A 26,107-nucleotide genomic window follows, 5' to 3' on the forward strand; every position below is an offset into this window, starting at 1 on the left:
GGGGGTCATGGTGCAATCCCGCCATGACGACTCCCCTCCACCGCAGGCTCGCCGCAGGGCGACTGCGCGGCCCGGCCGCAGCGCTGTGCGCGGCCCTCGTGCTGCTTCCCTCCCCCGCCGCGATCGCCCAGCACGCCGAGGGGGCGGTCGAGGCCCGCGTGCGCCAGTTCCTGCAGCGCCAGGTCGCCGGCCTGCCCGGCGAGGTGTCGATCGAGCTCGCGCCGCTCGATCCCAACAGCCAGTTGCCCGCCTGCGCCGCGCTCGAACCCTTCCTGCCCGCGGGCACGCGCGCGTGGGGACGCTTCAGCGTCGGTGTGCGCTGCGACTCACCGGTGACGTGGACCGCCTACCTGCAGGCGCGCGTCGCCGTGGTCGCCGACTACCTGATCGCCGCCCGCCCGCTGCGCGCCGGCCAGGTGCTCGGCCCCGCCGACCTCGGGCAGCGCAGGGGCGACCTCACCGCGCTCCCCGACAATCTCCTCACCGACCCCACCCAGGCCAGCGGCCACCACACCCGCATCGCGGTCGCCGCCGGCAGCCCCTTGCGCGGCGACATGCTGCGCGTACCCCACGCGGTGCGCCAGGGCCAGACCGTGAGCGTGCTCGGCGTGGGCGCGGGCTTCCGGGTGGCGAGCGAAGGCCGTGCGATGAACAACGCCGCCCCGGGTGAGAAGGTGAGGGTGCGCCTGGCCGACGGCCAGGTCGTCACCGGGACCGCACAGGCGGGCGGCGCAGTGGCGCTGGAGTTCTGAGGCGGCTGCGTGCCGAACGGAGACGGCCGCGAGCGGATGGCCGAGCGTGAAAGATTTCATGCTTTAATCGCTCAAGTTCCACGCCATCGCGCCGAAGAGAACGTCAGAGTCACTCTGTATGGGAACTGCGCCATGAAAATCGAAAGCTCGGGCAAGGCGATTGCCCCCTCCACCGCAGCGGAGGCCCGCCCACGCAGCCCCGCGAGCCCCGGCGCCACGGTCTCCGCCGGCAGCGAAAAGGTCCAGCTCTCCTCGCTGTCGTCCAGCCTCGCCAAGGCCGAGGCGAGCATCGCCCAGACCCCGGTCGTCGACGCGCAGCGCGTCGAGGAGATCAAGCAGGCGATCGCCAACGGCGAATTCAGGATCGACGCCGGACGCATCGCCGACGGGCTGATCGACAGCGTGCGCGAGATGCTCGCAGGCCAGCGCTGAACGCTTCACCGCGCATGAACCGTCCTGCCGTCCCGCCCTCCTCCGCCGACCGCCAGCGCCTCGCGCTGCTGATCGAAGCGGAAGCGATCCAGCTCGGAGAGTTCGTCGAGCTGCTCGCGCGCGAGGAGGCGCTGCTGATCGCCGGGGAGGTCGATGCACTGGTGGTGCTCTGCCAGGACAAGAACGAACGCTACCGCCGCCTGCAACGGCTCTCCGACGACCGCAGCCTGCTGCTCGGCCGCTTCGGCCAGGCGGTCTCCGACACCGTGATCCGCGACTGGCTCGCCGGCTTGCCGCGCGTGCTGGCGCGCTGGGACGAGGTCCTCGGCTTGGCCCGCACGACGCGCGAGCGCAACGCCCTCAACGGCAAGCTCATCACCGAGCGCATGGCGCACAATCAGGCCGCGCTCAGCCTGCTGCTCTCGGCCGCCGACCAGCCGCCGCTCTACGACGCCGAAGGCCATACCCGCGCCATTGGCGGCGGGCGCATGCTCGGCAGCGCCTGAACATACATACAGCCCTTCGCTCTGCTATCCTTGCGCCCTTCGCAAGTTCGAACGGGCAGTCAGCATGGCCGGCACGCAAGGCACTCCAAAGCAGTACGACGAATCCTCCTTCCGCGTCCTGAAAGGGCTCGAGCCGGTGCGCGAACGCCCCGGCATGTACACCCGCACCGACAGCCCGGCGCACATCATCCAGGAGGTGATCGACAACGCCGCCGACGAGGCGCTCGGCGGCTTCGCGAAAAAGATCCACGTCACGCTCCATGTCGACGGCTCGGTCACCGTGGCCGACGATGGCCGCGGCATCCCGGTCGGACTGCACCCCGAGGAAGGCGTCCCGGTGGTGGTGCTGGCCTACACCCGGCTGCACGCCGGCGGCAAGTTCGACAAGCGCGAGGGCAACTCGGCCTATGCCTTCTCGGGCGGCCTGCACGGCGTCGGCGTGTCGGTGACCAACGCGCTGTCGACCCGGATCGAGGTCGAGGTCAGGCGCGAGGGCAAGATCCACCGCATCGACTTCTCCGACGGCGGCGAGACGATCGGCCCGGTGCGCGTCGAGGGCGACTGCGGACGCCAGACCGGCACCCGGGTGCGGGTGTGGCCGGACGGCAAGTACTTCGAATCTCCGCGCGTGCCGATGAACGAGCTCGAGCGCCTGCTGCGCTCGAAAGCGGTGCTGCTGTCGGGGGTCGCGGTGCGGCTCGACATCGAGCAGGCGAACGGCCCGGCGCTGACCAAGACGTGGTCCTACCCCGACGGCCTCGCCGGTTATCTGAAAGAGCTCGCGGGCGATGTCGAGCCGGTGGCGCCGATCTTCACCGCCGAGAAATACGCCGCCAAGGACGATCCGACCTTCGCCGCCGGTGAAGGCGCGGCGTGGGCGCTGGCATGGTTCGAATCCCCGGTGCCGAGCGAGTCCTACGTCAACCTGATCCCGACCGTGAACGGCGGCACCCACGAATCCGGCCTGCGCGCCGGCGTGTTCGAGGCGATGAAGTCCTTCATCGACCACCACACCCTGCTGCCGCGCGGCGTGAAGCTGCAGCAGGAGGACGTGTGCGGGCGCATGAGCTTCGTGCTCTCGGCGCGCCTGCTCGACCCGCAGTTCCAGGGCCAGGTGAAGGAAAAGCTCAACTCGCGCGAGGCGGTCAAGCTCGTCTCCAGCCAGCTGCGCGACCCCTTCGAGATCTGGCTCAACAACCACGTCGAGGCCGGCCGCGCGATCGCCGAGCTTTCCATCAAGCAGGCGCTTGCGCGCCAGAAGAGCGCGCAGAAGGTCGAGAAGAAGAAGACCTCGGGCGTGGCGGTGCTGCCCGGCAAGCTGTCGGACTGCGAGTCCGAGGACCTCGCCGACAACGAGCTCTTCCTGGTCGAGGGCGACTCCGCCGGCGGCTCGGCCAAGATGGCGCGCAACAAGGAGACCCAGGCCATCCTGCCCTTGCGCGGCAAGGTGCAGAACGCCTGGGAGATCGACCCGGATCGCCTCTTCGCCAACGCCGAGATCCACGACATCGCGGTGGCCCTCGGCGTGGACGCGCACACCGCCGACAGCCCGATCGACCTCTCCGGGCTGCGCTACGGCAAGGTCGTCATCATGTCCGACGCCGACGTCGACGGCGCCCACATCCAGACCCTGCTGCTGACGCTGTTCTTCCGCCACTTCCCCAAGCTCATCGAGCGCGGCCACGTGTATGTGGCGCAGCCGCCCCTGTACCGCATCGATGTCCCGGCACAAGGCAAGAAGCGCCCGCCGCGCCGCCTCTACGCGCTCGACGAGGGCGAGCTCGCCGCGATGCGCGAGCGCCTGGAGAAGGAAGGCTTCAAGCCCGACGCGATCGAGATCGGCCGCTTCAAGGGCCTGGGCGAGATGAACCCCGACCAGCTGCGCGAGACCACCATGGACCCGGCCACCCGTCGGGTGCTGCCGGTGAAGGTGCGCAGCGGCGCGCTGCAGGACACGCTGAAGATGTTCACCCTGCTGATGGGCAAGGGCGAAGCCTCGGGGCGGCGTGCGTGGATGGAAGAAAAGGGCGACAGCGTCGAGGCGGATGTCTGAGTCCCCCAAGGCAAATCGAATTGCCCGACGCCATCACCCGGAATAAAGTAGTGATATTCACTACACCGATGCAAGCTACGGACCTGCCATGCACACCATTTCCGCCGCCGAAGCGAATCGACAGTTCTCCAGCCTGCTCCGCCAGGTCAGCCAGGGCGAGACCATCACGGTCCTGTCCCACGGCCGTCCCGTCGCCACGATCAGCCCCGCCACAGAAGCGGGCGAATCCGGTCACGACCGTGCCAACGCACGCGCCCGTCTGCTCGCCCGCCTCAATCGGGAACCTGCCGCAGGCGAACGAAGCTGGAACCGCGACGAACTCTACGACCGCGACCAATGAAGATCGCGCTGGACACCAACATCCTCGCCTACGCAGAGGGCGCCGGAGACGACGCGCGTTGTGCAGCGGCTCGTGCGCTGATCGCGGATCTCGCGGCGAGCGAGGTGCTGATCCCGGCGCAGGCCTTGGGTGAGTTGCACCGGGTCCTCACCGGCAAGCTCAGGCGCGACGCCGAGACAGTGCGCGGCGCCCTGCTCGACTGGTCCGATGCCTACGAGGTGGCCGATTCGACCTGGCCGAGCTTCCAGGCCGCCATCGACCTGGCCTGCGATCACCGCATGCAGATCTGGGATGGCCTGGTCCTTTCGGTGGCTGCGGAAAACCGTTGCCGCCTGCTGCTGAGCGAAGACCTGCAGCACGGCTTCACCTGGCGCGGCGTCACCGTTATCAATCCTTTCGAGCATGTCGCGCACCCGCTACTGCTCGCAGCATGCAATTCGAGCTCATGAGCACAGACACTCCCGACCTCTTCGACGCGCCTGGCGTGCCCGAATCCGTCGCCCCCTCGACCCCGGCCGGCGCAGCCCCGAGTGCTGCCTCGACAACTCGGGGCGCAGCGCCTGCGACCGCCTCCGACGCAGACATCCCCCCGCCCCCTGCCCCGCCCGCCGACCCGGAACCCGAGCCCGAGGACGACGGCACGCTGGCGCTCGACCGCTACGCCGAGCGCGCCTACCTCGCCTACGCGATGAGCGTGGTGAAGTCGCGCGCGCTGCCGCAGGTCGAGGACGGCCTGAAGCCGGTGCAGCGCCGCATCCTGTTCGCGATGAACGAGATGCGGCTGTCGTCCACCTCCAAGCACGTGAAGTCGGCGCGCGTGGTCGGCGACGTGATCGGCAAGTACCACCCGCACGGCGACTCCAGCGTCTACGACGCCATGGTCCGCGTGGCGCAGGACTTCTCGCTGCGCTATCCGCTGGTCGACGGCCAGGGCAACTTCGGCTCGCGCGACGGCGACTCGGCGGCGGCGATGCGCTACACCGAATGCCGCCTGACCCCGATCGCCGAGCTGCTGCTGTCCGAGATCGACCGCGGCACGGTGGACTTCATCCCCAACTACGACGGCGCCTTCGAGGAGCCGCAGCTGCTGCCCGCGCGCCTGCCCTTCGTGCTGTTGAACGGCGCCTCGGGCATCGCGGTGGGCATGGCGACCGAGATCCCGCCGCACAACCTGCGCGAGGTGGCCGAGGCCACCTGCCACCTGATCCGCCACCCCGAGGCCACGCTCGACGACGTGCTGGCCATGCTGCCCGGCCCCGACTTCCCCGGTGGTGGCCAGCTCATCTCCACGCCCCAGACCATCCGCGAGGCCTACGCGACCGGCCGCGGCAGCCTGCGCCTGCGCGCGCGCTGGAAGATCGAGGAGCTCGCCCGCGGCCAGTGGCGCGCCATCGTCGAGGAGCTGCCGCACGGCGTGTCCGCCGCACAGGTGCTGTCCGAGATCGAGACCCTGACCAACCCGCAGCCGCGCGCCGGCAAGAAGGAGGTCTCGCAAGAGCAGAAGAACCTCAGGCAGCTCGTGCTCGGCGCGCTCGACACGGTACGTGACGAGTCCAGCGACAAGGCGCCGGTGCGCATCGTGCTGGAGCCCAAGTCGAGCCGGCAGAACCGCGACGAGTTCATGGCGGTGCTGCTCGCCCACACCAGCCTGGAGACCTCGGCCTCGGTCAACATGACCATGATCGGCCGCGACGGTCGGCCGCAGCAGAAGAACCTGGTGCAGATCCTGCGCGAATGGATCGACTTCCGCTACGTGACCGTCGAGCGCCGCACCCGCCACCGGCTGGACGAGGTCGATCGGCGCATCCACATCCTCGAAGGCCGCATGATCGCCTTCCTGCACATCGAGGAAGTGATCCGCGTGATCCGCGAGTCGGACGAGCCCAAGCCGGCGCTGATCGCGGCCTTCGGGCTGTCCGACGTCCAGGCCGAGGACATCCTCGAGATCCGCCTGCGCCAGCTTGCGCGCCTGGAAGGCTTCAAGATCGAGAAGGAGCTCGCCGAGCTCAAGGACGAGCGCGCCGGACTGCAGCACCTCCTCGACAGCCGCGCGGCGATGACCAAGCTGATCCTCAAGGAGATTCAGGACGACGCGAAGAAGTACGGCGACGACCGCCGCACCCTGGTCGAGGCCGTGGCCGCGGTCGCGCCCGCGGAGATCTCGGTACCGGACGAGCCGGTCACCGTGATCGTGTCGAAGAACGGCTGGGTGCGCTCGCGCCAGGGCCACGGCATCGACCCTGCCGGCATCGCCTACAAGGCCGGCGATTTCGGCTTCGCGGTGCTCGAGACGCGCACCACCTGGCCGCTGATCGTCATCGACGGCAACGGCCGCGCCTACACGGTAAAGGTGTCCGAGCTGCCCGGCGGGCGCGGCGACGGCGCGCCGATCACCACGCTGGTGGAGTTCCAGGACGGCGGCAAGCTCGCACAGGTCGTCACCGACACGCCGGATTCGGTGTACTTCTTCGCCAACAGCGGCGGCTATGGTTTCCTGTGCAGCGTCGCCGACGCCAGCAGCCGTCAGCGCGCGGGCAAGGCCTTCATGAGCCTGGAAAAGGGCGAGAAGGTGCTGGCGCCGGCCAAGGTGTTCGGCGACTGGATCGCGGCGGCGTCCGAGAACGGCCGCATCCTGGTCTTCCCCCGCCCCGAGATGAAGACCCAGAGCGGCGGCCGCGGCGTCATCGTGATGGCGCTCGACGAAGGCGAGGCGCTGGCGGCGGTGGCGGTGCCGGCCGACGATGCGGTGCTCGCCGTCGAGGGCAGTGGTCGCGGCGGCAAGGCGTTGACGATCGAGCTCAAGCCCGCCCAGCGCGAACCGCTGCGCCACCGCCGCGCACGCAAGGGCGTGCCGCTGACTCCGAAGCTCAAGCCCGAGCGCATGCGCTGACCGTTGCGCCGATCGCGACTCGCGTCGCTCCTACGGCGCACCGACGCGCCTCGTATCTCGCGTGGGAGCGACGCACCGATGCACCTCGGCGTCTCTCGTGGGAGCGACGCACCAATGCACCTCGGCATCTCTCGTGGGAGCGACGCACCAATGCACCTCGGCATCTCTCGTGGGAGCGACGTACCAATGCACCTCGGCGTCTCTCGTGGGAGCGACGCAAGTCGCGATCGCAGCGGCGAAAAAGGCACGGCGGGAATCGTTGCGCCGATCGCGACTTGCGTCGCTGCTACAAGATCCGCAAGGAACCGGACACGCCGTGGGGTCTCACCCCGACCGGCTGCCATCAACCCTGCGGGGCCTCCGGCAGGATGGAGCGGATGGGGTCGTCGGGCGGGATGGTGGTCGGGCCGGCATTGCCTTCGGGGTCGGCCATGCGCGACTCGATCAGGATGGTGACGCGACGGTTGCGGCCGCGGCCCTCCTCGTCCGCGTTGTCCGCGACCGGGCGCTGGTCGGCATAGCCGGCGGCGGTCAGGCGCGCCGGGGTGACGCCGTTGTCGATGAAGAGCCGCGCCACCGTCGAGGCACGCACCGCCGAGAGCTCCCAGTTCGACGGAAAGCGGAAGGTGCTGATCGGCACGTTGTCGGTGTGGCCCTCGACCGTGATCGGGAACTCCGCCGGCGCCAGCACCCGCGCCACCGCCTGCAGCGCCGACACGGCATTGCTGCCGAGCGCGGCCTCGCCCGGCGCGAAGAGCAGGCTGGCGTTGATCTCGACGCTGACGCCGAAGGCGCCCTCGGTGACCTTCACCTGGCCGGACCCTGTCAGCGGCGAGAGCACGCGGCGGATCTCGTCGGCCACGTTGCGCATGCGCTGCGCGGCCTGCTGGCGACGCTGCTCCACGACAGGATCCACCGCCGGGGGCGCCGGCCGGGTGATCGCCTGCGAAGGCACGACGCTGACCTTGGGCAGCACGATCTGTTCGCCGCTCTCGTTCACATTGACGTTGCGGAAGGCCTGCACGAGCGAGTCGGAGAGCACGCGGTACTTGCCCTCGTTGACCGACGACAGCGAATACATGACCACGAAGAAGGCGAACAGCAGCGTGATGAAGTCGGCATAGGACACCAGCCAGCGTTCGTGGTTGTCGTGTTCCTCGTCGAGCTTGCGCCTGCGCCGCATGATGTCTCCCGGCGCTCAGGCCACGTAGCCCTGCATGCGGCTGGCGATGATGCGCGGGTTGTCGCCGTTGGCGATCCCCACCAGACCATCGACGAACATCTCGCGCTGGGTGGTCAGGGTGACGATGTGCGCGCCCAGCTTCTTGGCGATCGGCAGGAACACCAGGTTGGCGAAGCCCACGCCGTAGATCGTGGCGACGAAGGCGACCGCGATGCCGGCGCCCAGCCGCGAAGGGTCGGAGAGGTTCTCCATCACGTGGATCAGGCCCATCACCGCGCCCAGGATGCCGATCGTCGGCGCATAGCCGCCGGCCGCCTCCCAGATGCGCGCCGACATCTTCATCTGGTTCTCCCACACGCCGATCTCGACCTCGAGCACCTCGCGCAGGCGGTTGGGCTCGATGCCGTCGACCAGCAGCTGCAGGCCCTTGCGCATGAAGGGGTCGGACAGCGCCTCGATCTGGTTCTCCAGGCTCAGCAGGCCCTCCTTGCGCGCGGTCTGGCCCCAGTTCGCGACCTGCTCGATGATCGTATCGAAGGCGGGCGCCGGCGGCACGAAGACCCAGCGCGCCATGCGCATGCCCTGCATGAAGACGCGCAGCGGGCTCTGCAGCATGACCGCGCCGAGCGTGCCGCCGATCACGATCATGAACGCGGTGGGCTGGAACAGCGAGGACAGGTGACCGCCCTCGATCACCTGGCCGACGAGGATGGCGGCGATTCCGAGGGTGAGGCCGACGAGGCTGATCTTGTCCATGGTATCCGGGGGCGGCGCGAGCGGCCCCGATCAGCGGCCCGCGGCCGCGTTCTTGGGTGGGCGCCCGCGCCGGCGCGCGACCGGCATCGCCGTGCCGCCCTCGAAGACGCAGGCGCGCAGGCGAGCCACCGCCTGGCTGTGCAGCTGGCACACGCGCGACTCGGTGACGCCGAGCACCTCGCCGATCTCGCGCAGGTTGAGCTCCTCGTCGTAATACAGCGCCATCACCAGCTGCTCGCGCTCGGGCAGGTGCTCGATCGCCCCGACCAGGCGGCGGCGCAGGTCGGTGTCCTCGAGCAGGGTGAGCGGATCGTTGCCCTCCTGGGCGAGATGGCGGTCGAGATAGTCGTCGTCTTCCTCGCGGTTGAAATCCTCGAGATAGACGAGCTGGTGGCCGCGCGCGTCCTGCAGCATGCGCTGGTAATCCTCCAGCGGCAGGTCGAGCGCGGCGGCGAGCTCGCTCTCGGAGGGCGGGCGGCCGTTCTGCTGCTCCAGGCTGTGGATCGCCGCCTCGATGCGGCGCATGTCGCGGCGCAGGCTGCGCGGCAGCCAGTCGTTCTCGCGCAGGCCGTCGAGCATGGCGCCGCGGATGCGCTGCACCGCATAGGTCTCGAACTGGGCGCCGAGGCCCTGCTCGTAGCGGCCGAGGGCATCGAGCAGGCCCATCATGCCGTTCTGGATCAGGTCGTCCACATCCACGCTGGCGGGCAGGCGCGACATCAACTGGTAGGCGATGCGCTTGACCAGCGGGGCGTAGTTCTCGACGAGGCCACCCTTGTCGAGCTTACCGTGTGCGTCGTACATGCATCGGGCCTGTGGGTTCTGGCAGCAGACGGGACCGTCGGACCCCGCCCGCGTGGATAGGAGTTGTGCATTTTCCCGTAGCATCGCCGCCTTTACCAGCGCGATCTGTCACGTCGGCGGCGCATCAGGCGCGCATGACGCCGGCACGCGCCATGGCGCCGACCCGGCGCAGGAAGGCCGCGCCCGCATCGTGGGTCGAAGCCTGCAGCGGCTGCTGCAGGCCGCCGGCGATCTCGTCGCGTTCGAGCTCGCCCACCCACGCGAGCGGCACGCCCACGTGGCGGCGCACGAGCGCATCGAGACTGCGGAAGAAGGCGGTAGCGTCCGCCCGCCCGCGCGCGCGGCACACGGCCACGTGCACCGAGCCGGCTCCCGCGGCGGCAAGGCCCTTGATGGTGTGGTAGGCGTCGGTGGCGCCGCTCGCGCTCGCCTCGGCGACCACCAGTCGGCGTGGCGCGGCGAGTACGAACGGAGACGGCTCCGCGGCCTGTTCGCCGCTCGCGTGCACCAGAACGAAGCCGGCGTGGCGGTGCAGGATGCGCAGCGCCTCGATCAGGCAGGCACGGCGCGGATCGTCGAGCAGGGGCAGCGCGAGCGCCGCGGCCGCGGCCGGCACGCGGCCCACCAGGCCCGGCACCGGCTGCACGATGTCGGCGAGCGTGCTGCGGCCGTCGAGCAGCTGCAGCAGGTCCACGCCCTCGCCCACGCCGAGCGCGCCGCACAGCCTGGCGCCGCCCTCGGCCTCGTCCAGCACCAGCACACGCTCGCTGCGCCCGGCGATGCGGTGGGCGGCGAGCGCGGCGTTGTCGGCGGCGCGGCGACCGCCCGCATACAGCGCCACCACCTGGGGCGGCGCGCGGCGGAACAGCCTGCGCAGGCCGGCGGCCTGGTCTTCGCGTCCGTCGAGCATGCTCAGGCCCCTCCCGCCGCGAGCAGCATGCCGGCCTCGTCGCCCTGCAGGTGCCAGGGCGAGGCGCTGCCGTGCTCGCGCAGCGCGCGATGCAAGAGGTAGGCACGGTTGGGCAGGTGCAGGTCCTCGGGTACGCGCTGGCCGTTGGTGAGGTAGCGGATGTCGAGCTCGTGGCGCACCGCGACATCGAGCGCCGGCGCGAGCGAGGCGGCCTCGTCCACCTTGGTGAAGATGCAGCCGGCGAGGTCGCCGCCGGCATAGGCGCGCACCACGTCGTCCAGGGTGTCGCCGCGCGCGGTGGCGTTGAGCAGCAGCAGCCGGCGCACGTCGCCGGCGCCGGAGAGCATGGCCGCCTGCTCGGCCACCATGCGGTCGCGCTGGCTCATGCCCATGGTGTCGATGAGCACCATGTGCTTGTTGCGCAGGCCGGCCAGGGTCTGGCGCAGGTCGGCCGCGTCGCGCACCGAGAACACCGGCACGCCGAGGATACGGCCGTAGATGCGCAGCTGCTCCTGGGCGCCGATGCGGTAGCCGTCGGTGGTGATCAGCGCGAGCCGGCCGGCGCCGTGGCGCACCACGCAGCGGGCGGCGAGCTTGGCGGTGGTGGTGGTCTTGCCGACGCCGGTGGGGCCGACCAGGGCATACACGCCGCCACGGTCGAGCAGATCCTCGTCCGAGGCGCAGGCCCGCATCAGGCGATCGAGGGCGGCACCCACGGCCTCGCGCGCCTCGATGCGGTCGGCGTCCTCGTGCACGGCCTCGACGAGCTTGCGCGCGATCGCCGCGGAGAACCCGGCCTCGAGCAGCTCTCCGAGCATGGCCGCGCGCGCCGGCGCCTGGCGGCGCGTCTCGCCCCAGGCGAAGCCGGCGAGCTGACGTTCGATCATGCCGCGGATGCCGGTGAGCTCGGCCATCAGGCGGGTGTTGGTCTCCTGCAGTTCGCGCACGCGCGCGCTGCCGAATTCGTCGGCGTCGGAGCGCGCGGCACGACCGGAGAACACCGCCGGACCGCTCGGCGCCGGGCGGGCGGCGGTCTGGGCCGCGGCCGCCGCGCGCAGCACGCCGTCGCGGCTGCGCAGCGCGTAGTCGGCGGTCTCGATGCGTGGCGGATTGAAGGCGCGCACCACCGTCGCCGGCTCGGCGGCCGGCTGCGCGACGGGACGGGAAGCGTTGCGCGCGGCGCTGGCCGCCAGCGCGGAAAGGCTCACGCGGAAGTCGGCGTCGTCGGCGCTGCGCGCCGCCGCGGCCGGCATCTCGACCGCTGCCGGCCGGACCTCCCCACCCGCACGCGCCACCACCGCCGCCCGATTGGCCGCCTGCAGCGCGCCGACCGCCTCGCCCGGCAGCGCGAGGATCTCCACCCCGCCTTCGACTGCGCGGTTGGACAGCACGATCGCATCCGGACCGAGGGCTTCCTTGAGCGCGCGGAGCGCCTCGCGGGCGGTGGGGGCAAAGTAGCGTTTGACGTTCATGGCGAATCTCCCGGTGGCCGTCGTCGACCACTGCTTGATGAGGATTATCGCGATGCCGGGTCAAGCGCCTGGGGTGGAATAAAGCGGGTTTCCGGGGTCAATTCGGGAGACGGGGAGCGCGCACCGGCGGCAGCGATCTTGGCCCCGCAGCCGTGCCGGGAAGCGCGAGCATTGTCCGCAGGCGCGCCGCGAGTCGCGATCGCGGCGCACGGAATCCGCTCCGACACGGACGAACCGCCTGATCGCGACTCGCGTCGCGCCTGCGGAGGAGACGCCGAACGCGGTGGTTCTTCGTAGGAGCGACGCGAGTCGCGATCGCGGCGCACGGAATCCGCCTCGACACGGACGAACCGCCTGATCGCGACTTGCGTCGCGCCTGCGGAGGAGACTCCGCACGCAGTGGTTCTTCGTAGGAGCGACGCGAGTCGCGATCGCGGCGCACGGAATCCGCTCCAACACGGACGAACCGCCTGATCGCGACTTGCGTCGCTCCCACGGCGACTCCGCAGGCGCGTGGGTGCTCAGCCCTGCGCGCCCACCATCGCGGTGACACGGATGGTGCGGTTCTCCGGCACCTCGCTGTTGGAGACGACCTTCAGCGACGGCACGGCGCGGCGCAGGAAGCGCGACAGCAGCAGGCGCAGTTGCGCGGGCACCAGCAGCACCGGCGGCAAGCCGACATCCTCCTGGCGCTGGGCGATCTGCGCGGTCTGGCGCAGCAAGGTATCGGCCAGGCCCGGTTCGATCGCCCCGCCCTCGCCGCCCGCAGCCATGGCCTGCATCAGGATGCGCTCCAGCCCGGGCTCGAGCGCCATCACCTGGACCTCGGCATTGCCCGGGAACAGGCCCTGCAGGATGGCGCGGCCGAGCGCCTCGCGCACCCGGGTGGTGAGCTGGGCCGGATCCTGCACGCGCGGCGCGTTCTCGGCGAGCACCTCGATGATGCTGCGCATGTCGCGGATGTTGACGCCTTCCTCGAGCAGGTTCTGCAGCACGCGCTGCACGGTGCCGAGCGGCAGCAGCTTGGGCACGAGGTCCTCGACCAGCTTGGGCGATTCCTTGCCGAGGTGGTCGAGCAGGGCCTGGGTCTCCTGGCGGCCGAGCAGCTCGGCGGCGTGGTTGAGGATGACGTGGTTGAGGTGGGTCGCCACCACGGTGCTCGCGTCCACCACGGTGTAGCCGAGCGCGTGCGCCTGCTCGCGCATCGAGGCGTCGATCCACACCGCGGGCAGCCCGAAGGCGGGGTCGGTGGTCTCGCGTCCGGCAAGCGGGCCGGACACGCGCCCCGGGTTGATGGCGAGGAACTGGCCAGGATAGGCATCGCCACTGCCGACCTCGACGCCCTTGAGGGCGAGCCGGTAACCGTTGGGCTTGAGCTCGAGGTTGTCGCGGATGTGCACGGGCGCGGACAGGAAACCGACCTCCTGGGCAAACTTCTTGCGCAGGCCGCGGATGCGCTTGAGCAGCTCGCCGTCCTGGCCCTTGTCGACCATCGGGATCAGCCGGTAGCCGACCTCCAGCCCGAGCACGTCCACCTGCGAGACGTCGTTCCAGCTCGCCTCCAGATTGTCGGCGGCGGGCATCGGCACCTGCGCCGCGGCCTCGGGCGCGGCGGCGGCCGCGGCTTCCTCGGCGATGCGCTTGCGCCGCATCCAGGCCATGCCGCCGAGCGTGGCCGCGAGCAGCAGGAAGACCAGGTTGGGCATGCCCGGAATCAGGCCGAGCACGCCGATGATCGCCGCGGTCAGCACCATGACCTGCGGATTGGAGAACAGCTGGCCGATCACCAGCCCGCCGACATCGCCCTCGTCGCCCACCCGCGACACCACCAGACCGGCCGCGACCGAGACGATCAGCGAGGGGATCTGCGCCACCAGGCCATCGCCGATGGTGAGCAGGGTATAGGTGTGGGCGGCGTCGCCCACCGCCATGTCGTGCTGCATGATGCCGACGAAGAGGCCGCCGATGATGTTGATCGCCAGGATGATGATGCCGGCGACCGCGTCGCCGCGCACGAACTTGGACGCACCGTCCATGGCGCCGTAGAAGTCCGATTCCTGCGCGATCTCCTTGCGCCTGCGCTTGGCCTCCTTCTCGTCGACCAGGCCGGCGTTGAGGTCGGCGTCGATCGCCATCTGCTTGCCCGGCATCGCGTCCAGGGTGAAGCGCGCCGACACCTCGGCGATGCGGCCCGCGCCCTTGGTGATCACCACGAAGTTGATCACGGTGAGGATGATGAACACCACCAGCCCGACCGCGGTGTTGCCGCCAACGAGGAAGTTGCCGAAGGCCTCGATCACCTTGCCGGCGGCATCCGGTCCGGCGTGACCCTCTAGCAGCACGATGCGGGTGGAGGCGACGTTGAGCGACAGGCGCAGCAGCGTGGTGACCAGCAGCACGGTGGGAAAAACGGAGAAGTCCAGCGGCCGCGTCGAGTACATCGCCACCAGCATCACCATCACCGAGATCGCGATGTTGAAGGTGAAGAAGACGTCGAGGAGGAAGACCGGCAGCGGCAGCACCATCATCGACAGGATGACGAGGATCAGCAGCGGCGCGGCGAGCGGGCGCAGGTTGGCAGGCGCGAGCAGCTGGCGCAGCTTGAGGGTGTCGTTCAGGGCCATGGTTCAGGCTTCATTCCGCGGGCACGCCGGGATCCATCCCGACGGGCACCGGCAAGGCAGTGGGGGCGGCAGGCGGCAGGCCGCCCTGCTTCATCCAGGCGTCGAGCTGATAGACATAGGCCATCACCTCGGCGACCGCGGTGTACAGCGCGGCCGGGATCGCCTGCTCGAGCTCGCAATGCTTGTATAGCGCGCGCGCAAGCGGCGGCGCCTCGAGCAGCGGGACTTCGCTCTCCTTCGCGATCTCGCGGATCTTGAGGGCGAGCTCTCCCCGCCCCTTGGCGACCACCACCGGCGCGCCCATCTTCGCGGCGTCGTACTTGAGGGCGACGGAGAAATGGGTCGGGTTGGTGACCACCACGTCGGCCTTGGGCACCTCGGCCATCATGCGACGGCGCGCCATCTCGCGCTGCATCGCGCGGATGCGGCCCTTGATCATCGGGTCGCCTTCCTGCTCCTTGCTCTCGCGCTTGACCTCTTCCTTCGTCATGCGCAGCTTCTTGTGGTACTGCCAGAGCTGGAAGGGCACGTCGATCGCGGCGAGCAGGCCGAGGCTGAGCACGATCAGCAGGGTGGCGAAGACGATGGTGGCGGAAAAATCCGCCATGCCGGTCTCGAGGGGCTCGACCATCAGGCTGAACAGGTGCTCGAACTCGTACCACAGCACCAGGGCGGCCACGCCGCCGACCAGTACGGACTTCAGGATGGCCTTGAACATCTCGACCAGCCCGTGCAGCGAGAACATGCGCCCCAGCCCCTGCAGCGGGTCGAGGCGGTCAAACTTGAGCCCGAGCACCTTGGGTGCGAAGACCAGACCGCCGAGCACCATCGGCGCAGCCACTGCGGCGACCATCAGCGCGACGAAGAGCGGCATCAGGGTGAGCAGCGCGCCGCCGAGCATGCGCTCGAGCATGTCGAGCATGACGTTCTCGTCGAAGGCGGCGCGGCGGTCGAAGGCGAAACCGTCGCGGAACAGCCCCATCACCCGCCCCGCCATCCAGCCCCCGAGCAACAGCAAGGTCGCCGCACCGGTCATGGTGACGAGGAAGGTCGACAGCTCCCGCGATTGCGGGACCTGGCCTTCCTCACGCGCCTGTTCCAGCCTGCGTGACGAGGGGTCTTCTGTCTTCTCGAGGTCGCTGTCTTCGGCCACGGCCGGCTCCGTCCGCCGTCGCGCCGCACCGCAGGAATACGGGCGCGCGGCGACGTGTGCGGATTATCGGCCGATGCCGGCAAGGGCCGGACGCAGAAAACGTGGTGGAAAGCGGCGCAATTCGGCGCTTTGTGCGAGCGCCGCCGAGACCGCGCCGATCATCCCGGCCGTGTCCCGGCGCGGGCTTTCGATCCGCCCGGGCGCCCTTCAGCGCGGCGCGGGCAGGCGGTCGATACCGCGCAGCAGCGCACCCGCAGCGATCCCGCGCTCTTCGAACCAGCCGGCGTTCATCTCGAGCGCGAAGCGCGCCGGCGCGGCCGCGCAGTGGTTGACCTCGGTGCGCGGCGCCATGCGCTCGATGTTGAGGATCTTCCCCCTGGCATCGATGAAGGCGACCGAGAGCGACAGATGCGTGTTGCGCATCCACATGCAGTGCGCACCCTCCTCCGGAAACACGAACACCATGCCGCGATGCAGCGGCATCGCCACGCGGTGCATCAGCCCGGTCTGGCGTGCATCTGCGGTATGGGCGACCTCGGCCTCGATGCGGTACATGCCGGCCCCGAGTTCGGCCACCGGCAGGCTGGCGCCCCCCCCCTGCGCCGCGGCGGAGAAGGCGGCCGCGCACAGGACCGAGGCGATCGAGGAACGGAGAACGGAGGAGCGTTTCTTCATCGCGGAACAGGCCCGAAAAAGCATGGAGGCCGCGAGTTTAGCGCGCGCCGAGGAGTAAGGCGCGAGACGTGAGGCGCAAGGAGCGGAACCGCCACAGCCGGGAAGTCCGCGAGCGCCCCCGGACCCACCGCGCCTCGCACCTCACCCCTCACTCCTTACGTCGCCAGCATCTCCTGATGCTTGCCGCCCACGCCGAGGTAGGCATCGATCACGCGCCGGTCGCCGGCGAGCTCGGAGGCGGGGCCCTCCATGGCGATCCCGCCGGTCTCGAGCACGTAGGCGTAGTCGGCCACCTGCAGCGCAGCCCGGGCGTTCTGCTCGACCAGCAGGATGGACACCCCGCGGCTGCGCAGTTGCGTGACGATGCGGAAGATCTCGCGCGTGATCAGCGGCGCCAGCCCCAGGCTGGGCTCGTCGAGCATCAGCAGCTTGGGCTTGGCCATCAGCGCGCGACCGACCGCCAGCATCTGGCGTTCGCCGCCCGAGAGGGTGCCGGCCATCTGCGTGCGACGTTCGCGCAGGCGCGGGAAGAGCGCGAAGATCTCTTCCATGGTCTGCGCGTGGTCGCGCAAGCCCATGCGGTAGCGCTGGAAGGCACCCAGCACGAGATTGTCCTCGACGCTCATCTCGCCGAAAAGCTCGCGCTTCTCCGGGACCAGGTTCATCCCGCTCGCGACCATGGTCTCGACCTCCGGCGCCACCATCGCCACGCTGTCGAACTCGATGCGACCACGCGAGGGCAGCAGCCCCATGATCGCCGACAGCATGGTGGTCTTGCCGGCACCGTTGGGGCCGATCACGGTGACGATCTGGCCCTCCCCGACCGTGATGCTGGCGTCGGTGAGCGCCTCGACCTTGCCGTAGGAAACGCACAGGCCTTCGACCCGCAATACCGGGCGATCGCTAAGGTTCTTCGTCGCCATCAGTCTTCTCCTCCGAGATAGGCCGCGAGCACGGCCGGGTCGCGCTGCACGTCCTCCGGCAGGCCCTCGGCGATCTTCTCGCCGAACTCCATCACCACCACGCGATCGACCAGGCCCATCACGAAGTCCATGTCGTGCTCGACCAGCAGCACGCCCATGCCTTCGCCGCGCAGCTTGCGCAGCAGGTCGCCGAGCGCTTCCTTCTCCTTGTAGCGCAAACCGGCGGCAGGCTCGTCGAGCAGCAGCAGGCAGGGGTCGGAGGCGAGCGCACGCGCGATCTCGAGGATGCGCTGCTGGCCGAGCGCGAGGCTGCCGGCCTCGTCGAACATGTGCTCGCCCAGGCCCACGCGCTCGATCTGGCGCGCAGCCTCGGCGAGCAGGCGCGCCTCCTCGGCGCGGTCCATCCGCCACGCCGCCGACAGCACGCCGCTCGTGCCGCGCATGTGGGCGCCGATGGCGACGTTCTCGAGTACGCTCATGGTGGGCAGCAGGCGCACGTGCTGGAAGGTGCGGCTCATGCCCATGCGCGCGATCGCGCGTGAGCCCTTGCCGACCACCGACTCGCCGAGGAAACGGACCTCGCCCGAGGTCGGCGTATCCACGCCCGAAACCTGGTTGAACATCGTGCTCTTGCCCGCGCCGTTGGGACCGATCAGGGCGAGGATCTCGCCCGCCCGCACCTCCAGGCTCATGTTGTTGTTGGCGAGCAGGCCGCCGAAGCGCCGCGTGACCGCCTTGGCCTCGAGCAGCAGGCTGCCGGCGGCCGGCAGCTCGCGCCGCGGTAGCGCCAACGCATCGCGATCGACCGCCCGACGCTGTGCCGCGACCGGGATGAAGCGCTTGAACCCCGACACCAGGATCGGCCACAGCCCGCCGCGTGCCTTGTGCAGCACCAGCACCATCAGCACACCGAAGAAGATCACCTCGAAGTTGCCGCTGGTGCCGAAGAGCTTGGGCAGCAGGTCCTGCAGCCACTGCTTGAGCACGGTGATCACGCCCGCGCCGACGAGCGCGCCCCAGACGTGGGCCGCACCGCCGACGACCGCCATGAACAGATACTCGATGCCGATGTGCAGGCCGAATGGCGTCGGATTCACGAAGCGCTGCATGTGCGCGTACAGCCAGCCCGAGGCGCAAGCGAGCAAGGCGGCGAGGATGAAGATCACCATGCGCGAGCGCGCGGTGTCGACGCCCATCGCCTCGGCCATCACCATGCCGCCCTTGAGTGCGCGAATCGCCCTGCCCTCGCGCGAGTCGAGCAGGTTGCTGGTGGTCAGCACGCCGGCGAGCACGAAGAGCCAGACCAGGTAATACACCTCCTCGCCCTGGCGCAGCTCGTAGCCGAACAGCGAGATCGGCGGGATGCCGGTGAGGCCGGTGTGGCCGCCCAGAAAGCCCATGGTGCCGAACAGGAAGTACAGGCTCAGGCCCCAGGCGATGGTCGCCAGCGGCAGGTAATGCCCGGACAGGCGCAGGGTGAGCTTGCCGATCAGGAAGGCCACCACGACGGTGAGCACCAGCCCGACGAGCAGGGCGAGCCAGGGCGAGCCGCCCGCCCAGGCCAGCCAGCCGGGCAGTTCCGCCGAGGTGGTGAGCAGCGCGGTGGTGTAGGCGCCGAGGCCGACGAAGGCGGCCTGGCCGAAGCTGGTCAGGCCGCCCACACCGGTGAGCAGCACCAGCCCGAGCGCGACCATGGCATACAGGCCGATGTAGTTGAGCAGCGTGACGTAGAAGGCCGACAGCACCAGCGGCGCCACCGCCAGCAGAGCGACGAACGCGGCCATCACCAGGCGCGGAGAGAGCGCGGGTTTCATTCCTCTTCCTCCACGTGGTGGCTGGTCAGGGAGCGCCAGACCAAAACCGGGATGATCAGCGTGAACACCAGGACCTCCTTGTAGGCGCTCGCCCAGAACGAACTGAAGGATTCGAGCAGGCCGACCAGCACCGCGCCGAAGGCTGCGAGCGGATAGCTCGCCAGCCCGCCGATGATCGCGGCGACGAAACCCTTGAGGCCGATCAGGACGCCGCTGTCGTAGTAGATCGTCGTGATCGGCGAGATCAGCACGCCCGACAGCACGCCGATCAGCGCGGCGAGCAGGAAGGTGAGCTTGCCGGCGAGCGCGGGCGGGATCCCCATCAGGCGGGCGCCGTTGCGGTTGATCGCGGTGGCGCGCAAGGCCTTGCCGTAGATCGTGCGGCCGAAGAACAGCGCGAGCGCGACGATCAGCACGACCGAAGCCGCAATCACCCAGATCGTCTGCCCGCTCACCGTCAGCGGGCCGACTTCGAAGCTCGCATCCGAGAGCGGCGGCGTGCGGTAACCCTCGGCGCCGAAGAACAGCAGGCCCAGGCCCACCATCGCGACGTGGGACGCGACCGAGACGATCAGCAGCACCAGGACCGTGGCCTCGGCGATCGGCTGAAAGACGATGCGGTACATCATCGGTCCGAGCGGCACCACCACCAGCATGGTGAGCAGGATCTGCACCGCGAGGCCGAGTTCGGTTAGCGGCAACAGGCGCAGCAGGGCAAGGACCGCAAGCGGGTAGCCGATATTGACCGCGAGGACGCTCGGCAGCTTGCGCGCCTGCCCGGCACGCAGCGCCCCGAGTCCGTCGAGGGCGGCGACGGCGACCCCGGCACCGAGCAGCAGCCAGGCCGTGGCGGGGAAGACACCGTTACCGATCATCGCAAGCGTGAGCGCGCCGTAGGCGACGAACTCTCCCTGCGGGATGAAGATCACCCGGGTGACAGCGAACACCAGTACCAGCGCGAGCGCTAGCAGCGCATAGATGGCGCCGTTGGTGATGCCGTCCTGACCGAGGATCAGTGCAATCTGAAAATCCATGGACGCGAGCCTCCGCGCGCCCCGGCCGGGAGCCGAAGCGCGATCGAGTGGACCGACTGATGGGAACGGCGCGGTCGCCGGGCCGCAAGCCCGGCGACCGCGCGGGAGCACCGCTTACTGGACGAGCTTCCAGGCGCCCTTCTGGATCTGCACCATCACGCGCGCGCGCTGGTCGAGGCCGAGGTGGTCGTTCGGACCCATCGTGAACACGCCGTGGGCCCCGGGGACCTCCTTCATGTTCTCGAGCGCGTCGCGCAGCGCCGCACGAAACTCGGCGGTGCCGGGCTGGGCCTTCTTGAGCGCCGCGGGAACGGCCGCCTGCAGCATCACGCCGGAATCCCAGGCGTGGGCGCCGAAGGTCGACACGCTGCCCTTGCCGTGCGCCGCCTCGTAGGCCTTGATGTAGGTCATCGCGCTCGCCTTGACCGGGTTGTTGTCGGGCAACTGCTCGGCGACCAGCACCGGACCGGCGGGCAGCAGCGTGCCCTCGCAGTCGGCGCCGCAGACGCGCAGGAAGTCGTTGTTCGCCACACCGTGGGTCTGGTAGACCTTGCCCGACCAGCCGCGCTCCTTGAGCGTCTTCTGCGGCAGCGCCGCCGGCGTGCCCGAGCCCGCGATGAACATGGCGTCGGGCTTGGCCGCCATCATCTTGAGCACCTGCCCGGTAACCGAGGTGTCGGTGCGGGTGAAGCGCTCGTTGGCGACGATCTTGATCCCGCGCGCCTCGGCGACCGACTTGAACTGCTCGTACCAGCCCTCGCCATAGGCGTCGGCGAAGCCGATGAAGGCCACGTTCTTGACGTTGTTGCTCGTCATGTGGGAGACGATCGCGGTCGACATGTGGGAGTCGTTCTGCGGCGTCTTGAACACCCAGCGCCGCTTCTCGTCCACCGGCTCGACGATGCGGCTGGAGGCCGCCCACGCGATCATCGGGGTCTGCGATTCGGCGGCGACGTCGATCATGCCGAGCGAGTTGGGCGAGGTGGTCGAACCGAGCACCACGTCGACCTTGTCCTCGGAGACCAGCTTGCGGATGTTCTTGACCGCGCTGGTGGTGTCCGAGGCGTCGTCGAGGACGACGTAGGTGACTTTCTGCCCGGCGATCTCCTTGGGCATCAGCTCGACGGTGTTGCGCTCGGGGATGCCGAGCGAGGCGGCCGGCCCGGTGGCCGAGACGGTGATGCCCACCTTGAGCTGGGCATGAGCGGCGCCCGCCGCAAAGGCAAGACCGAGCGCGACGAACAGCGTCTTCTTCAGTTTCATGGTATCTCCTCCGGTCGTTATGGATTAGGCGACCAGCCTGACCATGACGGGCCGCCCTTCTTGCCACCCGATGAAACCCGATACCTGCAGTTCCACGAAAAGCGCCTCAATGGTAGACGATTCCGGGCCCTGCGGGCGTGATGCATGCTACGCGCAAAGCGGCTTCCCAGGCCGCTTTGCGATGTTTCAGACGTACTGCCCGGCGTCCACCCGGATGACCTCGCCGGTGATCATGCGCGCCATGTCCGAGAGCAGGAAGACGACGGCTGCGGCGATATCGTCCGGGGTGGCGAGCTCGCGCATCACCGACTCCTGCAGCGCGCGCTCGAGCACCTCGGCCGGCAGCGCGCGCGCCATCTCGGTCATCACCATGCCGGGCGCAACCGCGTTGACGGTGATGCCCTTGGGGCCGAGTTCGCGCGCCGCGGTCTTGGTGAGGCCGATCATGCCCGCCTTCGCCGCGGTGTAGTTGGCCTGGCCGAACTTGCCGCGCAGGCCGTTGATCGAGGTGATGTTGACGACCCGGCCGCGGCCGGCCGCGATCATGCCCGGCGCGCAGGCGCGCAGCATGTGGAATGCGCCGCTCAGGTTGACGTCGAGCACCGAGCGCCATTCCTCGTCGCTCATCTTGAGCAGGCTGCGGTCGCGCGTGATGCCGGCGTTGTTGACCAGCAACGTCGCCGGCTCGGGCAGCTGCGCCACCGCGTCGGCCACCGACTGCGCGTCGGCCACATTCACCCGATGCAGCACGCCCGCCGACTCGTTGCTGTCGGTCATGTCGAAGACATGCACGCGCGCGCCGGAGGCGACCAACGCGTCGGTGATCGTGCGTCCGATCCCGCGCGCGCCGCCGGTGACGATCGCCACCTTCCCAGCCAGTTCTCCGCTAAAACCCATGAGCCGCTTCCCCTCTGGATGTGCATATGCCCGGAGCCCGCTTGCGCGGCCCCCGGGCCGGTTGATGCCGAGCGCTCAGACGAGCGGGCGCGACAGCGAGAGCTGCTGGCCGGGACGGAAGCCGCAGCGGTCGAGGAAGCGCAGCAGGTCGAAGCGGTTCCACTCGACCTCGGTGCGCACCGACTCGACGTGCAGCGAGGTCAGGTTGGCGAGCAGCTGCGACACCAGCGCACGGCCGACGTGCTTGCCGCTGGCCGCCGCATCGACGCCGATGGTGTCGATCACGGCAGCAGTGGCCGCGCGGCCGAACTCGCCGAAGTCGACCCGCGCCATCAGGAAGCCGGCGACCATGCCGTCCTGCTCGGCGACGACCGAGACGCGGACGCCGGACTCGCCGAGCGCCTCGTCGAACTTGCGCCGGTAGTAGGCGCTGCGGTCGTGGCCTGTGGTGCGGCGGTCGATGCGCACGACGGCGTCGAAGTCGGCCGCGGTCAGCGAGCGCACCGGGATGCGGTCGCGCGACAAGGCTTCGGCGTCATCCTGGCTGGCGTCGCTGTAGTCGGGCTCGGTGTTGAACTGGTCCAGCAGTTGCTTGGTGGTGGGATGCGGACGCGTGGTCATCGCTGATCTCCAGGTTGTCGTTTCCGGACGTGAACTCAGAAGTTCACGTATTCGGTCGGGCGCTCGAGCACCAGCCGCGGCGACAGGCGGAAGCCGGCCGCGGAGAAGAACTCGACCAGACCGGGACGATCCCATTGCGCCTGGGTGCGCATCTCGCTGGCGCCGCGTTCGCGCGCGCTGCGGTCGAACTCGCCGACCAGCTTGCGGGCGAGGCCCTGGCGCTGGGCCGCGGGGTCGATCGCCACGGCGTCGAGCACCGCGACGCGTTCCAGGCCGCCGAATTCGCCGTCGAGCAGGTGGCCCAGCAGGAAACCGGCGACCTCGCCGCCACGCTCGGCCACGCAGGAGAAGAATCCCGTGGGGCTCTGCTGCTCGGCCTGGAGGCGGCGCTCGAAGAAGCCGGCGCGGCTCTCGCCGCCATTGGTCGCGTCGAGGCGGGTGACCGCCGCCAGGTCGCCGGCGGCCAGCGGCCGCAGCTTGATTTCGGTATTCGCAGTCATTGCGTCTCCCTGAGATGACTGGGGCGGGAGGGCCGCCATCGGCCCCCTCCGCCGGTGGATCAGTGCAGGCTGTCGTACTTGGCCTGCAGTTCGTCCTGCGATTCGCGGTAGTCCGGGTGATCCTTGATGCAGTCGGCCGGGCAGACGAGCTTGCACTGCGGCTCGTCGAAGGCACCGACGCACTCGGAGCACTTGCCCGGATCGATCACGTAGATCGGGTTGCCGGCGGTGATCGCCTCGTTCGGGCACTCCTCGACACAGGCATCGCACGCGGTGCAGTCGTCATTGATGAGCAGGGCCATGATGGCTTCCTCCTGTAGGCTGGTTTCAGGCCGCGGCGGCGAGCTGCTGCCCGCCCAGGCGCGCGAGTTTCTCGTGGCGGAAGGCACCCCACAGGGCCGCGCCGATCGCACCGGCGAAGGGCGAGTCCGGGTGGTTGAACGCAGTCACGTTCATCTTCTGCTCCTTGACCGACTCGTTGAGGGTGTTGAGCAGGCCCTCGTCGAGCGCCAGGCCGCCGGTGCAGAGCACCACGCCCTCGCGCGCGCCGATCGACTTGAGCAGCTTGGCCAGGCGACCGGCCATCGAGATGTGGATGCCCTTCAGGATGTTGGGCGCCGTGATGCCGCGCGACACCATGTTGATGACGTCGGTCTCGGCCAGCACCGCGCAGATGCTCGACACCACCTCGGGGTTGTCGGCCTGGTTCGACAGCGAGCCGATCTCGTCCTGGGCGATGCCGAGGTAGCGCGCGATGTTCTCGAGGAACTGCCCCGAGCCCGAGGCGCACTGGCTGGTCATCTTGTAGGTCTCGACCTTGCCGCGCTCGTCGTTGCGGATCGCCCGCCCGTGCAACGCGCCGATGTCGAGCACCGCGCGCGCTTCCGGGTTGAGGTAGACCGCGCCACGCGCATGGGTCGTCATGGAGTAGAAGTGGCCGGTGTGGAAGTGGAGGCTCTCGCCCTCGCCGGTGGTGGCGACGTAATCCACGTCGGACGCCTTGAGGCCGGCCTCCTCGAGGAGCGCGTGGTAGGCCTCCTCGGCGAGCTTGAAGGGATCGCGCTGACGGATGCGGTCGTTGCGCTTGCCCAGCCACTCGGTCTTGTCGCCCTCGACGCGGAAGAGGACGGTCTTGACGGCGCCGGTGCCGATGTCGATGCCTGCGGTGATGGTCATTTTCAAGCCTCCACGACGGCGCGACGGGCGAATTCGGAAGCCCCAAGCGCACCGGTATAGATCGAATCGGGGTCGATGTTGATCTTCACCTCCCCGTAGTTTTCCTTGACGAGCTGGCGCAACTCCTTGACTGCGGCCTCGTTCTTGGCCACGCCGCCGGTGAAGGTGAACTCGTCGGTGATGCCGCCCGAGCGCGAGATGATCGACATCGCGCGCAGCATGATGGCGCGGTGCAGGCCGGCGAGGATGTCCTCGCGCTTGTCGCCCAGCGCCAGGCGGTCGCGCAGCTCGGCGCCGGCGAACACGGTGCAGGTCGAGTTGATGCGGATCGACTTGGTCGCCTTCATCGCGAGCGGGCCGAGTTCGTGCAGGCCCATGTTCATCTCGTCGGCGACGTAGCCCAGATAGCGGCCGGTGCCGGCGGCACAGCGGTCGTTCATCTGGAAGTTCACCACGATGCCCTTCTCGTCGATCTGGATGCCCTTGGTGTCCTGGCCGCCGATGTCGAGCACCGTGCGGGTCTTCGGATACATCAGGTGGGCGCCCAGGCCGTGGCAGAGGATCTCGGAGCGGATGTGCTCCTTCGGGAAGGGCAGGCGGACGCGGCCGTAGCCGGTGCCGACCACATAGCGCTCGACCATGTCCACATCGAGCGCCGCATCGATCGGCGCGCCGAGCGCGGCGGTGTCGAGGGCGCTGGACATCTCCCCACGAACCCGCTCCATCGCGGTGCGGAACTTGCGGTTCATGTCACCCGAAGGCGGACGGTTCTCGACCTCGATGATCGACTTGTCGTACATGTGCAGCAGGGTGTCGAAGGGGATCCCGGCATCGCGCGCCACTTCCTCACCGATCTGCATGAAGCGCGAACCGGCCAGATCGCGGAAGAAGTCCGATTTGCGCTGCGCCGTGGGTGCGAACAGCTTGTCGGCTTCTTCCTCGCGCAGGCGGCGGAAGACTTCGGTCAGCGCACCGACGATCACTTTTTCCTTGCCGGCGAAGCGCGGGCCTTCGACGTTGGCGATGCAGGTCTGCTCGAGGTCGCCGAGCTGCTCGACGAACTGCTCGCGGCGGAAGTTGCGCGTCAGGCCGGCGAGGATCTCGTCTACCCGACCGGCGACGGCCGGCACCTTCTCGAGCTCGCGACGGATCAGGCTCAGGCGCGCATCAATGAACGCCTCGAGCTTGGAGACGCGTGCGGCGGTGTCATAGTTCGAGCGCGAGTTGGTGATGCCGCGACCGAGCACCTGCCCCTTGTCGTCCATGACGACCGCCTTGGTCGTGGTGGACCCCAGATCAATTCCGACGAAACATTCCATGGTTCGCTCC

Annotated in this window: 25 protein-coding genes; 7 read left to right on the forward strand and 18 right to left on the reverse strand. The window is 69.3% G+C overall.

Annotated elements, in window-relative coordinates:
* The first annotated feature begins 23 nt into the window (after positions 1–23).
* The 7 genes from flgA (at position 24) to parC (ending at position 6,973) form a co-directional block, all read left to right on the forward strand.
* Entirely contained in the window at positions 24–752 is a 729-nt protein-coding gene (flgA, locus tag TMZ1T_RS13945; protein ID WP_012585746.1) for a flagellar basal body P-ring formation chaperone FlgA, read from the forward strand.
* 132 nt (positions 753–884) lie between these two features.
* Entirely contained in the window at positions 885–1,184 is a 300-nt protein-coding gene (flgM, locus tag TMZ1T_RS13950; protein ID WP_004305515.1) for a flagellar biosynthesis anti-sigma factor FlgM, read from the forward strand.
* 14 nt (positions 1,185–1,198) lie between these two features.
* On the forward strand, positions 1,199–1,690 hold the full coding sequence (locus tag TMZ1T_RS13955) for a flagella synthesis protein FlgN (protein ID WP_004305513.1): 492 nt from the start codon (positions 1,199–1,201) through the stop codon (positions 1,688–1,690).
* Between the two features lie 64 nt (positions 1,691–1,754).
* Positions 1,755–3,743, forward strand: a complete 1,989-nt coding sequence (locus TMZ1T_RS13960) for a DNA topoisomerase IV subunit B (protein WP_004305510.1) — start codon at positions 1,755–1,757, stop codon at positions 3,741–3,743.
* Positions 3,744–3,831: 88 nt separating this feature from the next.
* Positions 3,832–4,083, forward strand: coding sequence for a type II toxin-antitoxin system Phd/YefM family antitoxin (locus tag TMZ1T_RS13965; RefSeq protein WP_004305508.1), 252 nt, complete (start codon positions 3,832–3,834; stop codon positions 4,081–4,083).
* Positions 4,080–4,532 carry a PIN domain-containing protein gene (locus TMZ1T_RS13970; protein WP_012585747.1) on the forward strand — a complete coding sequence of 151 codons (453 nt, stop codon included), beginning with the start codon at positions 4,080–4,082 and terminating at the stop codon, positions 4,530–4,532. Before TMZ1T_RS13965 ends, TMZ1T_RS13970 begins: the two co-directional genes overlap by 4 nt.
* Positions 4,529–6,973 (forward strand): DNA topoisomerase IV subunit A, encoded by a 2,445-nt coding sequence (parC, locus tag TMZ1T_RS13975; protein ID WP_012585748.1) that lies wholly within the window; start codon positions 4,529–4,531, stop codon positions 6,971–6,973. The genes TMZ1T_RS13970 and parC overlap by 4 nt, the downstream gene beginning before the upstream one ends.
* Before the next feature lie 343 nt (positions 6,974–7,316).
* Here the strand turns inward: parC and motD are convergent, their stop codons facing one another.
* From motD to bcrA, 18 genes are all read right to left on the reverse strand, one after another.
* The gene (motD, locus tag TMZ1T_RS13980) at positions 7,317–8,156 is read right to left on the reverse strand and encodes a flagellar motor protein MotD (protein WP_004305503.1); all 840 of its coding nucleotides are present in this window, start codon (positions 8,154–8,156) and stop codon (positions 7,317–7,319) included.
* Positions 8,157–8,171: 15 nt separating this feature from the next.
* Positions 8,172–8,912, reverse strand: a complete 741-nt coding sequence (locus tag TMZ1T_RS13985) for a flagellar motor protein (RefSeq protein WP_004305500.1) — start codon at positions 8,910–8,912, stop codon at positions 8,172–8,174.
* Positions 8,913–8,942: 30 nt separating this feature from the next.
* The gene (locus tag TMZ1T_RS13990; RefSeq protein WP_004305488.1) at positions 8,943–9,716 is read right to left on the reverse strand and encodes an RNA polymerase sigma factor FliA; all 774 of its coding nucleotides are present in this window, start codon (positions 9,714–9,716) and stop codon (positions 8,943–8,945) included.
* Between the two features lie 124 nt (positions 9,717–9,840).
* The gene (locus TMZ1T_RS13995) at positions 9,841–10,626 is read right to left on the reverse strand and encodes a MinD/ParA family ATP-binding protein (protein WP_012585749.1); all 786 of its coding nucleotides are present in this window, start codon (positions 10,624–10,626) and stop codon (positions 9,841–9,843) included.
* 2 nt (positions 10,627–10,628) lie between these two features.
* The gene (gene flhF, locus TMZ1T_RS14000) at positions 10,629–12,098 is read right to left on the reverse strand and encodes a flagellar biosynthesis protein FlhF (RefSeq protein ID WP_012585750.1); all 1,470 of its coding nucleotides are present in this window, start codon (positions 12,096–12,098) and stop codon (positions 10,629–10,631) included.
* A 521-nt stretch (positions 12,099–12,619) separates the two neighbouring features.
* Entirely contained in the window at positions 12,620–14,722 is a 2,103-nt protein-coding gene (flhA, locus tag TMZ1T_RS14005; protein ID WP_004303043.1) for a flagellar biosynthesis protein FlhA, read from the reverse strand.
* A gap of 10 nt (positions 14,723–14,732) precedes the next feature.
* Positions 14,733–15,875 (reverse strand): flagellar biosynthesis protein FlhB, encoded by a 1,143-nt coding sequence (flhB, locus tag TMZ1T_RS14010; protein WP_004303041.1) that lies wholly within the window; start codon positions 15,873–15,875, stop codon positions 14,733–14,735.
* Between the two features lie 207 nt (positions 15,876–16,082).
* The gene (locus TMZ1T_RS14015; protein ID WP_012585751.1) at positions 16,083–16,550 is read right to left on the reverse strand and encodes a DUF192 domain-containing protein; all 468 of its coding nucleotides are present in this window, start codon (positions 16,548–16,550) and stop codon (positions 16,083–16,085) included.
* Positions 16,551–16,705: 155 nt separating this feature from the next.
* Positions 16,706–17,473: an ABC transporter ATP-binding protein gene (locus TMZ1T_RS14020; protein ID WP_004303038.1), complete on the reverse strand. Its 768-nt coding sequence runs from the start codon at positions 17,471–17,473 to the stop codon at positions 16,706–16,708.
* The gene (locus TMZ1T_RS14025) at positions 17,473–19,287 is read right to left on the reverse strand and encodes a branched-chain amino acid ABC transporter ATP-binding protein/permease (RefSeq protein WP_004303036.1); all 1,815 of its coding nucleotides are present in this window, start codon (positions 19,285–19,287) and stop codon (positions 17,473–17,475) included. The genes TMZ1T_RS14020 and TMZ1T_RS14025 overlap by 1 nt, the downstream gene beginning before the upstream one ends.
* The gene (locus tag TMZ1T_RS14030; RefSeq protein ID WP_012585752.1) at positions 19,284–20,321 is read right to left on the reverse strand and encodes a branched-chain amino acid ABC transporter permease; all 1,038 of its coding nucleotides are present in this window, start codon (positions 20,319–20,321) and stop codon (positions 19,284–19,286) included. The genes TMZ1T_RS14025 and TMZ1T_RS14030 overlap by 4 nt, the downstream gene beginning before the upstream one ends.
* Before the next feature lie 114 nt (positions 20,322–20,435).
* Positions 20,436–21,584 (reverse strand): ABC transporter substrate-binding protein, encoded by a 1,149-nt coding sequence (locus tag TMZ1T_RS14035; protein ID WP_004303034.1) that lies wholly within the window; start codon positions 21,582–21,584, stop codon positions 20,436–20,438.
* 186 nt (positions 21,585–21,770) lie between these two features.
* Entirely contained in the window at positions 21,771–22,481 is a 711-nt protein-coding gene (gene fabG / locus TMZ1T_RS14040; RefSeq protein WP_012585753.1) for a 3-oxoacyl-ACP reductase FabG, read from the reverse strand.
* Between the two features lie 75 nt (positions 22,482–22,556).
* Positions 22,557–23,102, reverse strand: coding sequence for a GNAT family N-acetyltransferase (locus TMZ1T_RS14045; RefSeq protein WP_004303032.1), 546 nt, complete (start codon positions 23,100–23,102; stop codon positions 22,557–22,559).
* 35 nt (positions 23,103–23,137) lie between these two features.
* Positions 23,138–23,602 (reverse strand): GNAT family N-acetyltransferase, encoded by a 465-nt coding sequence (locus tag TMZ1T_RS14050; protein WP_004303031.1) that lies wholly within the window; start codon positions 23,600–23,602, stop codon positions 23,138–23,140.
* A 59-nt stretch (positions 23,603–23,661) separates the two neighbouring features.
* Positions 23,662–23,904: a YfhL family 4Fe-4S dicluster ferredoxin gene (locus TMZ1T_RS14055; RefSeq protein WP_004303030.1), complete on the reverse strand. Its 243-nt coding sequence runs from the start codon at positions 23,902–23,904 to the stop codon at positions 23,662–23,664.
* 25 nt (positions 23,905–23,929) lie between these two features.
* The gene (gene bcrD, locus TMZ1T_RS14060) at positions 23,930–24,778 is read right to left on the reverse strand and encodes a benzoyl-CoA reductase subunit D (protein WP_004303029.1); all 849 of its coding nucleotides are present in this window, start codon (positions 24,776–24,778) and stop codon (positions 23,930–23,932) included.
* 2 nt (positions 24,779–24,780) lie between these two features.
* A complete protein-coding gene (bcrA, locus tag TMZ1T_RS14065; protein ID WP_004303028.1) occupies positions 24,781–26,097 on the reverse strand; it encodes a benzoyl-CoA reductase subunit A in 1,317 nt (438 codons plus the stop codon).
* Between the last annotated feature and the right edge of the window lie 10 nt (positions 26,098–26,107).

Origin of the sequence: Thauera aminoaromatica, from assembly GCF_000021765.1 — a bacterium.
GTDB classification, from domain to species: domain Bacteria; phylum Pseudomonadota; class Gammaproteobacteria; order Burkholderiales; family Rhodocyclaceae; genus Thauera; species Thauera aminoaromatica.

Coding starts and splice junctions, on each gene's coding strand:
- flgA (WP_012585746.1), top strand. CDS start 24: ATGACGACTCCCCTCCACCGCAGGCTCGCCGCAGGGCGACTGCGCGGC.
- flgM (WP_004305515.1), top strand. CDS start 885: ATGAAAATCGAAAGCTCGGGCAAGGCGATTGCCCCCTCCACCGCAGCG.
- TMZ1T_RS13955 (WP_004305513.1), top strand. CDS start 1,199: ATGAACCGTCCTGCCGTCCCGCCCTCCTCCGCCGACCGCCAGCGCCTC.
- TMZ1T_RS13960 (WP_004305510.1), top strand. CDS start 1,755: ATGGCCGGCACGCAAGGCACTCCAAAGCAGTACGACGAATCCTCCTTC.
- TMZ1T_RS13965 (WP_004305508.1), top strand. CDS start 3,832: ATGCACACCATTTCCGCCGCCGAAGCGAATCGACAGTTCTCCAGCCTG.
- TMZ1T_RS13970 (WP_012585747.1), top strand. CDS start 4,080: ATGAAGATCGCGCTGGACACCAACATCCTCGCCTACGCAGAGGGCGCC.
- parC (WP_012585748.1), top strand. CDS start 4,529: ATGAGCACAGACACTCCCGACCTCTTCGACGCGCCTGGCGTGCCCGAA.
- motD (WP_004305503.1), bottom strand. CDS start 8,156: ATGCGGCGCAGGCGCAAGCTCGACGAGGAACACGACAACCACGAACGC.
- TMZ1T_RS13985 (WP_004305500.1), bottom strand. CDS start 8,912: ATGGACAAGATCAGCCTCGTCGGCCTCACCCTCGGAATCGCCGCCATC.
- TMZ1T_RS13990 (WP_004305488.1), bottom strand. CDS start 9,716: ATGTACGACGCACACGGTAAGCTCGACAAGGGTGGCCTCGTCGAGAAC.
- TMZ1T_RS13995 (WP_012585749.1), bottom strand. CDS start 10,626: ATGCTCGACGGACGCGAAGACCAGGCCGCCGGCCTGCGCAGGCTGTTC.
- flhF (WP_012585750.1), bottom strand. CDS start 12,098: ATGAACGTCAAACGCTACTTTGCCCCCACCGCCCGCGAGGCGCTCCGC.
- flhA (WP_004303043.1), bottom strand. CDS start 14,722: ATGGCCCTGAACGACACCCTCAAGCTGCGCCAGCTGCTCGCGCCTGCC.
- TMZ1T_RS14015 (WP_012585751.1), bottom strand. CDS start 16,550: ATGAAGAAACGCTCCTCCGTTCTCCGTTCCTCGATCGCCTCGGTCCTG.
- TMZ1T_RS14020 (WP_004303038.1), bottom strand. CDS start 17,473: ATGGCGACGAAGAACCTTAGCGATCGCCCGGTATTGCGGGTCGAAGGC.
- TMZ1T_RS14025 (WP_004303036.1), bottom strand. CDS start 19,287: ATGAAACCCGCGCTCTCTCCGCGCCTGGTGATGGCCGCGTTCGTCGCT.
- TMZ1T_RS14030 (WP_012585752.1), bottom strand. CDS start 20,321: ATGGATTTTCAGATTGCACTGATCCTCGGTCAGGACGGCATCACCAAC.
- TMZ1T_RS14035 (WP_004303034.1), bottom strand. CDS start 21,584: ATGAAACTGAAGAAGACGCTGTTCGTCGCGCTCGGTCTTGCCTTTGCG.
- fabG (WP_012585753.1), bottom strand. CDS start 22,481: ATGGGTTTTAGCGGAGAACTGGCTGGGAAGGTGGCGATCGTCACCGGC.
- TMZ1T_RS14045 (WP_004303032.1), bottom strand. CDS start 23,102: ATGACCACGCGTCCGCATCCCACCACCAAGCAACTGCTGGACCAGTTC.
- TMZ1T_RS14050 (WP_004303031.1), bottom strand. CDS start 23,602: ATGACTGCGAATACCGAAATCAAGCTGCGGCCGCTGGCCGCCGGCGAC.
- TMZ1T_RS14055 (WP_004303030.1), bottom strand. CDS start 23,904: ATGGCCCTGCTCATCAATGACGACTGCACCGCGTGCGATGCCTGTGTC.
- bcrD (WP_004303029.1), bottom strand. CDS start 24,778: ATGACCATCACCGCAGGCATCGACATCGGCACCGGCGCCGTCAAGACC.
- bcrA (WP_004303028.1), bottom strand. CDS start 26,097: ATGGAATGTTTCGTCGGAATTGATCTGGGGTCCACCACGACCAAGGCG.